Raw genomic sequence first — 11,313 nt, forward strand, 5'->3', positions numbered from 1 at the left:
ACCGGAGCGTTCAATGTTGACTGTGACGCGCACTCGGTTCGGTCACCCCCGCCAGCGCTGTGGCGGCCTGAGAGCCGTTTCCCCCGGCCTGGCTGATGTCGCCCAGGGATATGACCCCCACAAGGCGTTTGCTTCGACTAAGGACAGGGAGCCGGCGGACTTGCTGGGCGCCCATCTGGGAGGCGACGTCGTCGAGGCTCTCGTCGTCAAAACAATAGAGGACCTCGGCGCTCATGATATCCCGTACAGGCGTGTTCGGACCCCGATCTTCCGCAACCCCGCGAACCGCCAGATCCCGATCCGTGATCATCCCTACCAGGCGATCATTCTCACCGACCGGCAGGAAGCCGGCGTCAATCTTCTTCATCATCCGCGCGGCGTCGGCCATGGTGTCGCCTGGCGCGCAGACCTGCACGTCCGTGCTCATGCATTCGTTGACTTTCATCACCCGGCTCCTTGTCGATCGCCTTGCCTCGCTTCGGGAACAGCCCCCGAGCGCAAGGGACGATCAGTGCTTTTTCCCTTGGCGCAGTCTCGACCCACCCACGCCCGGGAGGGCGTCAAATCTGATGGTCGGAACCACAGTCCTCGGAAGGCCTGAGGACCACATTGAAACCGACCAGACCTGCCTCAGGTTCCGGCGCCATGCAGCCTTCCCGCCAATGTCGTGGCCGCAGTACGCTGACGCGGGACTTGCACGCCTCATTAATTCTATTATCTTGGAATTATGGAATCAGAACCCGCCATCCTCGCTCTGGCCGCCCTGGCGCAGCCGACGCGCCTTGAGACCTTCCGCCTGCTGGTCCGGCACGAACCCGAAGGCCTGCCCGCCGGCGAGATCGCGGACGCCCTCGCGGTGCCGGCCAACACCATGTCAGCGCACCTCGGGGTTCTGTCCCGCGCCGGACTGATCAGTTCGGAGCGCCGCAGCCGCTCGATCATCTACCGGGCCGACCTCGATCGCCTTCAGGCGCTGGTCCTGTTTCTGCTGAAGGATTGCTGCCAGGGCCGCGCCGAATTGTGCGAGCCGCTGCTGGCCGAACTCTCACCCTGCCGCGCCTGAGGTCATCATGGACGTCGTCATCTATCACAATCCCGCCTGCGGGACGTCGCGCAACACCCTGGCCCTCATCCGCCACGCCGGGATCGAACCGCACGTCGTCGAGTATCTGAAGACGCCGCCCAGCCGCGCCATGATCCTGGGGCTGGTCGAGCGCATGGGCGTCCCGCTGCGCAGCCTGCTGCGCGAGAAGGGTACGCCCTTCGCTGAACTTGGGTTGGGTGATCCCGCCTTGACGGACGATCAACTGCTGGACGCCATCGAAGCCCATCCGGTTCTGCTGAACCGTCCCATCGTCGTGTCCCCACTGGGCGTGAAGCTGTGCCGGCCGTCCGAGGCGGTTCTCGACCTTCTGCCGCCGGAAGGGCTCAAGCCCTTCACCAAGGAGGACGGCGAAGTCGTCATCGACGCCGAGGGCCGGAGGGTCCGCTGATGGTCGAGGCCGTCATCACTGATCAACCGAAGCGCCGCCTGGCCTTCCTCGACCGCTGGCTAACGCTGTGGATTTTCGTCGCCATGGCGCTGGGTGTGCTGCTGGGTACGGTCGTGCCGGCGCTGCCCGGCTGGATCGACGGCCTGTCGGTCGGGACGACCAATATCCCGATCGCCGTCGGCCTGATCCTGATGATGTATCCGCCGCTGGCGCGGGTAAAGTACGAGGAACTGCCGCGCGTCTTCGCCGACAAGCGCGTGCTTGCCCTGTCCCTGTTCCAGAACTGGGTGCTGGGGCCGGTGCTGATGTTCGCCCTGGCGGTGATCTTCCTGCGCGATCAACCGGAATACATGACCGGCGTCATCCTGATCGGCCTGGCCCGCTGCATCGCCATGGTGCTGGTCTGGAACCAGTTAGCGCGCGGCGACAACCAGTATGTGGCGGGCCTGGTCGCCTTCAACTCGATCTTCCAGATCGCCTTCTTCAGCCTCTACGCCTGGCTGTTCCTGACCGTGCTGCCCCCCCTGTTCGGGCTGGAGAGCAGCGTGGTCGACGTCAGCGTCTGGACCATCGCCGGCGCCGTCCTGGTCTATCTGGGTCTGCCCTTCCTCGGCGGCTTCCTGACCCGGCGCACCCTGGTCGCGAGGAAGGGGAGCGATTGGTACGAGACGCGCTTCCTGCCGCGCATCGCCCCGATCACCCTGATCGCCCTGCTCTTCACCATCGTCGCCATGTTCAGCCTGAAGGGCGGCGACGTGGTCGCCCTGCCGCTGGACGCCCTACGCATCGCCGTCCCGCTGACGATCTACTTCTTCGTCATGTTCGTGGTCAGCTTCCTGATGGGGCGGCTGATCGAGGCGGACTATCCGCGCACCACGGCCCTGGCCTTCACCGCCGCCTCCAATAATTTCGAACTGGCGATCGCCGTCGCCATCGCCGCCTTCGGCCTGGCCTCGCCAGTGGCTTTCGCCGCCGTCATCGGTCCGCTGGTCGAGGTGCCGGTGTTGATCCTGCTGGTGTCGGTCGCCCTGTGGCTGGGCCGCCGCTACTTCCCCGACACCGCCCCGAAGAAGGACGCCTGCTGATGGCCTTCAACGGCGTGGCTTTGTCCGCCCCCACTCCCGACCTGACCGCAGCGCTGGAGACCGCGGGACTGCCGACAGATGATCTCCGCGAACCCGGCCGCAGCTTCTACCGCTTCGAGGACGATGCCGGACTGATTGGCTACGGCGGGCTTGAGCAGGTCGGCTCCGACGCCCTGATCCGCTCCATCGTTGTCATCGACGACCGTCGCGGCGAAGGCCACGGCTCAGCAATCCTGTCCTGGCTGGAAACTATGGGGGCCGAGCAGAATGCGTTCGCCCTCTACCTGCTCACGACCTCGGCGACCGCCTTCTTCCAGCGGCACGGCTACACCGCCCTTCCCCGTTCGGCGGCGCCGCCCGCCATAGCCGCCTCCCGGCAGTTCAGCACCCTGTGCCCGGCCTCGGCGACTTTCATGTTCAAGGAGTTGCGCCCCCAATGACCCGCCTTCGCGTCCTGCCCGATCCCGACCACATGCCCGCGCTCGACCCGGCCTACCTGTCCAGCCAGCCGGCGCTCGGCCTCGGCCCGAACGACCATCCGCCCCGCATCCTGCTGCTCTACGGCTCACTGCGGGATCGGTCCTTTTCCCGACTGTGCGTTGAGGAGGCCGCGCGCCTGCTGCGCTTCATGGGCTGCGAGACACGCATCTTCGATCCGTCCGACCTGCCGCTGACCGACCAGGTCGACCACGACGACCACCCCGCCGTCCATGAACTGCGCGAACACGCCCTGTGGTCGGAAGGCATGGTCTGGAGCAGCCCGGAGCGCCACGGCCAGATTTCGGGGATCATGAAGCTCCAGATCGACCACCTGCCGTTGAACATGGGCGGCATGCGCCCGACCCAGGGCCGCACCCTGGCCGTCATGCAGGTCTCCGGCGGCTCTCAGAGTTTCAACGCGGTCAACACCCTGCGCCTGCTGGGCCGGTGGATGAGGATGATCACCATCCCCAACCAGTCCAGCGTCGCCAAGGCCTTCATGGAGTTCGACGACAACGGCCGCATGAAGCCCTCCAGCTACTACGACCGCATCGTCGACGTGATGGAGGAGCTGGTGCGCTTCACCGTCCTGACCCGCGTCCACGCCGGTCAGTTGGTCGACCGCTACTCTGAGCGGAAGGCTTCGGGCGTGCCAATCGATGCGGCCAACGACCTGTCCGCGATCGCCATCAGGACCGCTTAGCGCCAGCATACGCGCCCCCGAGGCCGAGGCTTCGCCACGTCGGCAGACCGTCGCCAACTGTGGCGACGAAGACAAAATCCGGCGCCGTCATCGAAGAACTAGGTTCGAGCTAAAGCAGACGACCCGTTGCGCCCGCTATTTGACGAACCGACTCCGATCCGCTGCCACGGATCGGAGTCCCGTCCTGGCTCAGGCGGCGTGCGCCCGGTTCGCCCAACCATTCCGCTGGAGATGATCGAGCGCCGTGCGGATGTGAGGCTCTCGCATCACAGCGGCCTTCCGAGAATTCCAGGCGTGCACAGCCTGAACCACGCGATCCGGGTCGCCGGACGCTTCGGCGTCATGAACCAGGACCCAGTGGACGGTAGACAGGAGTTCGAGACCGTAGGGGGTCTCGAAACCCGCGATGAGCTCGGCCACGCGGTCGAGACGATCCCGGGCGGCTTCATCGCCGGCGAGGTAGGCCTCGGCTTCCCTACGGCCGCCTTCCAGTACAGCGATCTCCGCCGCTTGGCTGCGATCGCCGTACCCTCGAATGAAGTGCCCCTCGATCCGCTGAAGCACGTGATTGAGATTCTCGGCGTAGGGGCCGTACTGGTACTTCTGGAAGCCCAGCTTGAGATCCTCGCCCGCCGCTTGCAGGAAGTAGGTCAGCTTCTGCACCTCAAGGAGGCTATGGCGGTAACCCGCTGCCCCATAGAGACCCAGAAGCGTCAGCACGAGCGCTCGTCCACGGCTCATGTTGGGGCGGGTCGTACCCACTCTCATCTCATCGACTTTCGGCGCTGCTCCAGGAGCGAAGAGCCGAACATCCACTTCATTGAGGTCGCCCAGGGCGCGGCGGATCACAGGCTCAACCTCAGCCCAGTCCAGACCGCCATTGCCGCATCCGAGCGGCGGCACGGCGATCGAGCGAATTCCATTCTCGAGGATCACTCGCTTCAGATCCTCAAGGCCGGTCTCGATGTCGGACAGGCGGGATTTCGCCTTCCAGTGACCCTTGGTCGGAAAGTTGATGATCCAGCGCGGATTGATCATGCTTCCGGTATCGAAGACGAACATCTCGCCCAGACGTACTTCGCCCGCGTCGCAGGCGCGCCGGTACGCATCATAGTTGCGGGGGAAGGCCTGCTTGAACTGCAGGGCGATACCCTTGCCCATCACCCCGACGCAGTTGACCGTATTAATGACGGCCTCGGCGCCGGACTGGAGCAGGTCGCCTTTCGAGAAGGTGATCATCGTCGGCTCCCTAGTAGTACCAGGCGGATTTTTCCACCACTTTCATTCTAACGCCTCGGCGCTCCAGAAGAGCCTCGACTTCGGCTTTGCGAGCCGCGGACTGCACCGCCAAGCCGCTGAGAAGCGTAACCGGGAATGCGTCCCGCACGAGAAACTCGGCCTGCTTGCGGCGTTTGCGGTCGCCGTCCTCCAGCGTATCAGCCCATTGTCGACTGCCGACCACATCCCAGTCGACCTCCCCCAGCCGCCCCAGATCGTCAAAGAAGCTGGAGTAGGTCATGATTCCGTGACCGTCGGTAAACGCGAAGCCCAGGCCGGCTTCCACGACCTTCTGGGCGGTCGACACCAGGTGCACCAGCGCGCCCTGCCCTCCCTCGCACGGCACGTTGCCACGATGGATGGTGTAGAGCATCGGGCTGCGCGTCGTGAAATAGAAGGGCACGTAATCGTGCAGACAGCCGCCAGGACCGCACGGGACCTGCCGCGCTGCACGCTGCGCCTGGATCGAGCTGTAGGCGATATTGTTATACCGCGCGTCAGCAGCCTGCAGGCGTGCGGTAGAACTCAAGGCGCCCTTTGCGAGAATCTCGTCAAGGTTGCCGATGTGGGTCATGTGAATGATCGGCGTCGGCTGAGGAACGTTTCCAGGCATGCTCCTTCAATCGATCAACCGCCCTCCATTGTCCAGCCAAGCTGCAGGACCGCTACGGCTCTGATCAACCTAGAACCGAAACGGGAACATTTCAAGAACACCATTCCCAGCAACTTCGGAAACGACGCTCGATCAGGATCAACAAACCGCCACCGCACATCAAGCTGAGCCGCATGACCGGCAGCCCGCTTCGAACATTGCTTCGTCGCAACGAGTTCCGCCGTTCGGACTGAACCGGCCTGTCACGCCTTACGGATGGCTCGTAGAATCCGACGCGTTTCTACGGTGAGCAACATCTCGTCGTCCTGGGTAATCATTCGCGCATGCATGGTGGCGATTCTCACCGGATAAAGCCGCTGAAAGGATTCCTGAATATCTGTGGACCTGTTGAAGACCGGAGCGAAGACGGTTTTCCAGTTCTGCTTCTTCTCAATGATCGCTCGGTAATCCGTGAAGTCCGCGAACTCGATCAGAGGCTTGATCGCTCCGGTCGCCTTGGCGTCCGTCGCCTGCTTCTGACGCCAATTGTCGCTTGTGCCTTCCGGCGCCTGGGTGATGCACCAGTCGGGACCGAAGGCCTCGGTCATCCGCTCGTCGATGAAACGGCGCAACGCCACCTCAAAGCGTTGCAGCTGGTCAAACGCCGATCGATTTCTTGCAAACGAAGCTTCCAACGTTTCGTCCGCATCGGCCTCGTCGTCATCAAGATCTTCGGACGAGTCCAGGTCCAGACCCGCATGATGCATGCCCTCGACGAAGGCGCCGCGTGGAAAAGCGGTCAGGTCAGGACTGTAGCCTTTGTCATAGTAGAGAGCAGTACGCGCCACGGGATCCATCAGGACATCCACCGTAGGCATGACCACCTCACGCCAGTCGCCTAAAGCCGGCCTGAGCAGGTCGCCTATATCCGCACCGAACGGATCCGAGTGACGCAGCACTGCGCCGATGGTCTGCATCTCCATCATGCCGAGCACGGAGTGATCGAGCATGGCGTCGTTGAGCCAGGGCCTGGTCATGGACGTCATGGCCGCCATGATTTGCCCCGGCTTGTCATGGAACAACATCGATTGGCCCTGCAGGGCGTCGACCTGTTCCTGATAGAGCCGCGCGGTCTCCATTGCCGATGGTAGCCGGAAAGCTTCTTCCCAGCGCTGATGGAGGCTCGCAGCTTCCACGGCGAGCTCACTGATGCTCCTGCCGTGGAGGCCCGCGGCTTCCCGGGCGAGAGCATCGGCTCGCTGCATCTCCTGCATCAAGAGCTCAGAGCCTGTCGGCATCCGCTGGAAAAGGTCGAGAGCGAGGTTGCGGTGCTGGTCGGGAGACAGGAAGCCCGCCGCGCGCGCCTCAATATCCGCCCGATCCCTCATCAGGCTCATCACGTCCAGTTCGGCGGCGGCCCGAACGATTGAACGTTCATAGGCGCCCAGGTTGGCGCCCACTTCAGTTAGCGGATTCATGAGCCGGCTGAGTTCACGCTCTCGCTCAATCAGGTCGCGGAGTGGGTCGGACATGGCAGCTCCAGATGAGACCTGTTGAGAATGTAGCTCTGACATGGTTCGAGCCGGACGTCGCCACATCGGCGCAGGGCAAGCTGATCCCTAGGGGGTGCAGCGTTCACTGAAGCAGCCCGACTTGATCAGAATCAGATCCCGCCGAGCGACCAGAGCTCTGGCAATCGCTAGTGCAGCTCCGACAGAAAATCGCGGATCGTAGGGGCCAACGCCTCTGCGAACCCTTCGGCCGTCTCTATGTCCTCGGACATCGAGATAGGCGAGAGGCGTCCGTTTGGGACCAAGGCGGCCACACGAGCCGCCAGCTCGGGCGGATGCGGTCCCTTCCGATGGCGGCTGCAGCAGCTACGCTGGCGGCGTTGGAGCGAGGGATAGCGTCTTCCACCATCGCTCGGATGACGGGCGCAAGGGAAGGCAGGATCGCCGCCTCGCAAGCGTGGCTGGACGCCCTGGCTATTCAGACGCCCCCAGGGATCAATGAAGCCGAGCCCCTGCAGATGCTCACGGACCGCACGCCAGTCCGCCGCTCCGAAGCCGTGGATCACGACCCGGTCGCCGTCGAGGAGAAGGGAGACGGACCGGTCGGCGCGGCTGTGGCCCGGGGCCGGCACATTGGCGCTTCGCCCGCCGGAATGGATGTCCCCGCCCAGGGCGGCGACGATGAGCCGGAGCGACATGACGCGGGGCCTCAGATGAGACCGAGGGCGCGAAAGCTCTGTTCGCCCTCCCGGCCGACCACGACATGATCATGGACCTGGATGTCGAAAACCCGGGCGGCCTCGATGACCCGGCGGGTCATCTCGATGTCCGCGCGCGAGGGTGTCGGATCGCCCGAGGGATGATTATGGACGAGGATCATGGCCGAGGCGGACAACTCCAGCGCACGCCGCACCACTTCCCGGACGTAGACAGGGGCATGATCCACGGTGCCGTCCGCCCGATGCTCCTCGCGCATCAGGATGTTGCGCTTGTCGAGGTAGAGCACGCGAAACTGCTCCCGGGGCTCGTGGGCCAGCGCCCCCCGGACATAGGCCAGCAAGGCCGTCCAGGACGAGATCGAAGGCCGCGCGCAGACATCGGATCTAATCAAATGAACGCAAACCTGTCGCAGCAGCTTGAGAGGTCCGCGACGGCGGCGACGTCCAGGCCGGGCGTTCGGGCCAGCTCTGACGCGTCCGCTGCGACAACCGCGGCCAGGGCGCCGAAGCGATCCAGGAGATCCCCGGCGAGACGATGAGGGTTGGTCGGAAGCGAAGCCCGCTTGAGCATCAAGGCCAACAAGGTTCGCTCATCCATCAACTCGATGGCCGGGAGGCCGGCGCCTGCAGCAAGGGCGCGGGCGTGTTCAAGGTCGGGTTTGGGGATCGATCGCATCGCGAACTCCTCGGTCGCTATCCGCCTCCTCATGGGAAGTCGACCGAAACCCGCCCTCCCCAATCCTTGAATTGCGCCGCAAATGATGGGCCGGCTGACTGGATCGGCTCACTCTCCGCCCATGGATTGCCTCTTGACGCTAGCCGCCCCGGGACGCTCCGTCAGAGGCCCTTTGTATGTTGATCTTTCGGGCGCCTTCGAGAATCTCGAGACCGCCCTTCGCGGCGATTCCGGCGACGATGACGCCGACCACCAGGTCAGGCCAGGACTGCTTCAACCACAGGACCAGGGCGCCGGCGACGAGGATGCCCCCGTTTGAGGCGAAATCGTTGAAGCTGAAGGTCTCGGCGGCGCGCAGGTTTACATCGTCGCCCTTCAAGCCGCGCAGTAGCTTTAGGCAGATCAGGTTGACCACCGCTGCGACGACGGCCAAACCGATCATGGTCCAGCCAATAGGCTCCGTTCCCAGCCACCATCGGCGGCCGGCGTCGATCAGAACGCCTGCGGCGAAGATCAGCAACAGCACACCCGAGGTTCTCGCGGCGCGCAGCTTCCAGGCGAGAGCGCGGCCAACCGCCAGAAAGCTGATCAAATAGACAAGGCTGTCGGAGGCGTTATCCAGCGCATTGGCGAGCAAGGCGCTGGAGTTGGCCAGCAATCCGCCGAGCCCGAGCCCGACGAACAACAGACCGTTCAGGATCAGCACGATCATCAGCGTTCGTCTCTGACGGTCATGCTCAGCGTTCGATGTCTTCATGGACGCCCTCCTGTTCCGGGCACGGCCGCCCACGTTGACTAGTTTCGGAAAACAGCGCGCATTGGCAGGCAGCGGTAAACATTGGAGCCGTCATTGAAACACGGTCTTGCCGGACTGCCCATGCGACGATCTTGAGATCCGACCGGCCGCTCGTCCAGACCGACGAGCCCAAGCGACGAAACCGGCCGCAAGGCCCCACCGGATCCCACGACGCGCAGCCGCCGGCATTGCCTGGTCAGATCCCAACGCCAAAGCCACCACATCAGCCTCAAACGCACCTTTCCTTCAGCCAGCCCCGGATTGAGAAAAGCGTTTGCCCTGCCCCTGCGGAAGGGGCTTGATCCTCCAGTAGCTAGAGGATGCATAGATCGTCGCATCAACAGGAGAACGCACGATCATGGTGTTCACGGAGCGCCGAGGCGCCAGGGTGCTGAACGTCCGCGCGATGGCTATCGGCCTCGCCGTGACGGTCATTGTTGTGGACCAGGCCACCAAGGCCATGGCCCGCGGGAACCTTGAGGACGTGGTCAATCTGACATCCTTCATCGCGCTTCGCCTCGGGTTCAACCCAGGGGTCACCTTTGGCCTTTTCGCCGGCTCCGGGGACATGGGGCGCTGGGTTTTGAGCATCGTCTCGCTGCTGATCATCGCCGTGCTGTCGATCTGGGCCTGGCGAACACGCAGACCTCTTCTTGCCGCCGGCCTGAGCCTTATGGTCGGCGGCGCGCTCGGGAACCTGCTGGATCGCCTGCGTTTCGGGCACGTGACCGATTTCATAGATCTTCACTGGGGCGATGCGCACTGGCCCACTTTCAACCTTGCCGATGCAGCGATCGTCTGCGGCATCGGCTTGCTTCTGTTGGCTTCGCGAAGCGGGGCCGAACCCGGGACGTCGTCCCCCACGATCGAACCCACCGTTCGATGACGGGGCCCCCCGAAAAAAAGTCCATAGCCGTTCGCTCCGCCCTGGCCATAGGCGTGACCGCAAGCAGCCTGACGGCTACCTGGCTGTGGATTCCTCCCGCGCCATTCGGCGTCGAGACCGACATGGCGACGGCCGATCGCCTGGCCTACGCCCTCAAGTGGGAGTTGCCGGTGCTCGTGTGGCTCGCCGGCTGCCTGCGGCTTGTCGCCAGCATTCGGTATCGGTCGGATGAGGACCGACCAGGAGCCGCCTACGGCCCGCCCAGCGCTCGGCTCGCCGTGCCTGCGGCCGTGTTGCAGAATTCCCTTGAGCAGACCGTCCTGGCCGTCGGCGCACATCTGATCCTCGCCGTTGTTTTGCGAGGCGAGGAGTTGATCCTGATCCCCGCTCTGGTGACGCTTTATCTCCTCGGTCGTGTAATGTTCGCGATCGGCTACGCCAAGGGCGCCGCCGCACGCGCTTTCGGCATGGCGCTTACCGGCGCCTCGACGCTTGCCGCCATGGTCATCGCCATCGTCCTGTTGATTCTCGGCCGGTAGTATCCGAGCGCGCCTCATGCCCGTCTTTCCGCCCCAGTCTCCAGGACTTCGACCCATGTTTGAGCGATGACACGCCCCTCGCCCACTTCGTCCGGACCTCGCAGCATCGGCAAACTCGCCGCCGCCACCGGCATAAAAATTCCGACGATCAGATTCTACGAGCAGATCGGATTGGTGCCGGCGCCGCCCCGAACCGCCAGCGACCGCCGGATGTATGACGATGACGCCGAACAAAGGCTGACCTTCATCCGGCATGCACGCCAACTTGGCTTCGACCTGGATTCGATCCGGTCCCTGCTGGATCTCTCCGATCATCCCGACCGCGCCTGCGACGAAGCCAACACCATAGCCGAACGTCATCTCGCCGAAGTGACGCAGAAGATCACCCAGTTGCAGGCCCTCCGGCGCGCGCTTTCGCGCATGACCGCTGAATGCGCGGGCGGACGGGTCTCGGCTTGCAAGGTGATTGAGGCCCTGCACGATCATTCGGCCCCACAATAATGCACGACACACGCGCCGTTCGAATGCTAATGCGAACGGCTCACAACTAGGTTT

General features: G+C 63.9%; 15 protein-coding genes. 8 read left to right on the forward strand and 7 right to left on the reverse strand.

All coding sequences use genetic code 11. The features are described from left to right. Window positions 1-10 precede the first annotated feature (10 nt). Complete coding sequence (locus tag ACI2KI_RS06310; protein WP_404618501.1) at window positions 11-445, reverse strand: CBS domain-containing protein; 435 nt, start codon at window positions 443-445, stop codon at window positions 11-13. 282 nt (window positions 446-727) lie between these two features. On the opposite strand from ACI2KI_RS06310, the gene ACI2KI_RS06315 reads away from it, so the two are divergent. The 5 genes from ACI2KI_RS06315 to arsH are packed head-to-tail and all read left to right on the forward strand — an operon-like array spanning window position 728 to window position 3,761. After that, window positions 728-1,063 (forward strand): helix-turn-helix transcriptional regulator, encoded by a 336-nt coding sequence (locus ACI2KI_RS06315; RefSeq protein WP_076222553.1) that lies wholly within the window; start codon window positions 728-730, stop codon window positions 1,061-1,063. 7 nt (window positions 1,064-1,070) lie between these two features. Further along, window positions 1,071-1,493: an arsenate reductase (glutaredoxin) gene (gene arsC / locus ACI2KI_RS06320; protein ID WP_076222555.1), complete on the forward strand. Its 423-nt coding sequence runs from the start codon at window positions 1,071-1,073 to the stop codon at window positions 1,491-1,493. Further along, window positions 1,493-2,578, forward strand: coding sequence for an ACR3 family arsenite efflux transporter (gene arsB, locus ACI2KI_RS06325; protein WP_207826182.1), 1,086 nt, complete (start codon window positions 1,493-1,495; stop codon window positions 2,576-2,578). Before arsC ends, arsB begins: the two co-directional genes overlap by 1 nt. Further along, a complete protein-coding gene (arsN2, locus tag ACI2KI_RS06330; RefSeq protein ID WP_178826584.1) occupies window positions 2,578-3,018 on the forward strand; it encodes an arsenic resistance N-acetyltransferase ArsN2 in 441 nt (146 codons plus the stop codon). The genes arsB and arsN2 overlap by 1 nt, the downstream gene beginning before the upstream one ends. Next, the gene (gene arsH, locus ACI2KI_RS06335) at window positions 3,015-3,761 is read left to right on the forward strand and encodes an arsenical resistance protein ArsH (RefSeq protein WP_040345443.1); all 747 of its coding nucleotides are present in this window, start codon (window positions 3,015-3,017) and stop codon (window positions 3,759-3,761) included. Before arsN2 ends, arsH begins: the two co-directional genes overlap by 4 nt. 189 nt (window positions 3,762-3,950) lie before the next feature. On the opposite strand, the gene ACI2KI_RS06340 is transcribed toward arsH, so the two are convergent. From ACI2KI_RS06340 to ACI2KI_RS06365, 6 genes are all read right to left on the reverse strand, one after another. Next, window positions 3,951-5,000, reverse strand: a complete 1,050-nt coding sequence (locus ACI2KI_RS06340) for a macro domain-containing protein (RefSeq protein WP_003164995.1) — start codon at window positions 4,998-5,000, stop codon at window positions 3,951-3,953. Window positions 5,001-5,010: 10 nt separating this feature from the next. Further along, the gene (locus tag ACI2KI_RS06345) at window positions 5,011-5,613 is read right to left on the reverse strand and encodes a DUF4433 domain-containing protein (RefSeq protein WP_081461864.1); all 603 of its coding nucleotides are present in this window, start codon (window positions 5,611-5,613) and stop codon (window positions 5,011-5,013) included. 281 nt (window positions 5,614-5,894) lie between these two features. Beyond that, complete coding sequence (locus ACI2KI_RS06350) at window positions 5,895-7,163, reverse strand: Swt1 family HEPN domain-containing protein (RefSeq protein ID WP_178826586.1); 1,269 nt, start codon at window positions 7,161-7,163, stop codon at window positions 5,895-5,897. 688 nt (window positions 7,164-7,851) lie between these two features. After that, window positions 7,852-8,253, reverse strand: a complete 402-nt coding sequence (locus ACI2KI_RS06355; RefSeq protein WP_306424861.1) for a RadC family protein — start codon at window positions 8,251-8,253, stop codon at window positions 7,852-7,854. Next, a complete protein-coding gene (locus ACI2KI_RS06360; protein ID WP_003165000.1) occupies window positions 8,250-8,537 on the reverse strand; it encodes a hypothetical protein in 288 nt (95 codons plus the stop codon). Before ACI2KI_RS06360 ends, ACI2KI_RS06355 begins: the two co-directional genes overlap by 4 nt. Before the next feature lie 139 nt (window positions 8,538-8,676). Continuing rightward, a complete protein-coding gene (locus ACI2KI_RS06365) occupies window positions 8,677-9,294 on the reverse strand; it encodes a cation transporter (RefSeq protein WP_003165001.1) in 618 nt (205 codons plus the stop codon). Window positions 9,295-9,691: 397 nt separating this feature from the next. Between ACI2KI_RS06365 and lspA the strand changes: the two genes are divergently transcribed. The 3 genes from lspA to ACI2KI_RS06380 all read left to right on the forward strand — a co-directional run bounded on the left by lspA (window position 9,692) and on the right by ACI2KI_RS06380 (window position 11,259). Next, window positions 9,692-10,219, forward strand: coding sequence for a signal peptidase II (lspA, locus tag ACI2KI_RS06370; RefSeq protein WP_218650374.1), 528 nt, complete (start codon window positions 9,692-9,694; stop codon window positions 10,217-10,219). 53 nt (window positions 10,220-10,272) lie between these two features. Next, a complete protein-coding gene (locus tag ACI2KI_RS06375; protein WP_178826588.1) occupies window positions 10,273-10,758 on the forward strand; it encodes an MAPEG family protein in 486 nt (161 codons plus the stop codon). A gap of 66 nt (window positions 10,759-10,824) precedes the next feature. Beyond that, window positions 10,825-11,259 (forward strand): helix-turn-helix domain-containing protein, encoded by a 435-nt coding sequence (locus ACI2KI_RS06380; protein WP_178826590.1) that lies wholly within the window; start codon window positions 10,825-10,827, stop codon window positions 11,257-11,259. Window positions 11,260-11,313: the final 54 nt, after the last annotated feature.

This window comes from Brevundimonas sp. NPDC046655, from assembly GCF_044901625.1.
Lineage (GTDB): Bacteria > Pseudomonadota > Alphaproteobacteria > Caulobacterales > Caulobacteraceae > Brevundimonas.

Coding starts and splice junctions, on each gene's coding strand:
- ACI2KI_RS06350 (WP_178826586.1), bottom strand. CDS start 7,163: ATGTCCGACCCACTCCGCGACCTGATTGAGCGAGAGCGTGAACTCAGC.
- ACI2KI_RS06365 (WP_003165001.1), bottom strand. CDS start 9,294: ATGAAGACATCGAACGCTGAGCATGACCGTCAGAGACGAACGCTGATG.
- arsH (WP_040345443.1), top strand. CDS start 3,015: ATGACCCGCCTTCGCGTCCTGCCCGATCCCGACCACATGCCCGCGCTC.
- ACI2KI_RS06360 (WP_003165000.1), bottom strand. CDS start 8,537: ATGCGATCGATCCCCAAACCCGACCTTGAACACGCCCGCGCCCTTGCT.
- ACI2KI_RS06310 (WP_404618501.1), bottom strand. CDS start 445: ATGAAAGTCAACGAATGCATGAGCACGGACGTGCAGGTCTGCGCGCCA.
- ACI2KI_RS06380 (WP_178826590.1), top strand. CDS start 10,825: ATGACACGCCCCTCGCCCACTTCGTCCGGACCTCGCAGCATCGGCAAA.
- arsB (WP_207826182.1), top strand. CDS start 1,493: ATGGTCGAGGCCGTCATCACTGATCAACCGAAGCGCCGCCTGGCCTTC.
- ACI2KI_RS06340 (WP_003164995.1), bottom strand. CDS start 5,000: ATGATCACCTTCTCGAAAGGCGACCTGCTCCAGTCCGGCGCCGAGGCC.
- arsN2 (WP_178826584.1), top strand. CDS start 2,578: ATGGCCTTCAACGGCGTGGCTTTGTCCGCCCCCACTCCCGACCTGACC.
- ACI2KI_RS06315 (WP_076222553.1), top strand. CDS start 728: ATGGAATCAGAACCCGCCATCCTCGCTCTGGCCGCCCTGGCGCAGCCG.
- arsC (WP_076222555.1), top strand. CDS start 1,071: ATGGACGTCGTCATCTATCACAATCCCGCCTGCGGGACGTCGCGCAAC.
- ACI2KI_RS06345 (WP_081461864.1), bottom strand. CDS start 5,613: ATGACCCACATCGGCAACCTTGACGAGATTCTCGCAAAGGGCGCCTTG.
- lspA (WP_218650374.1), top strand. CDS start 9,692: ATGGTGTTCACGGAGCGCCGAGGCGCCAGGGTGCTGAACGTCCGCGCG.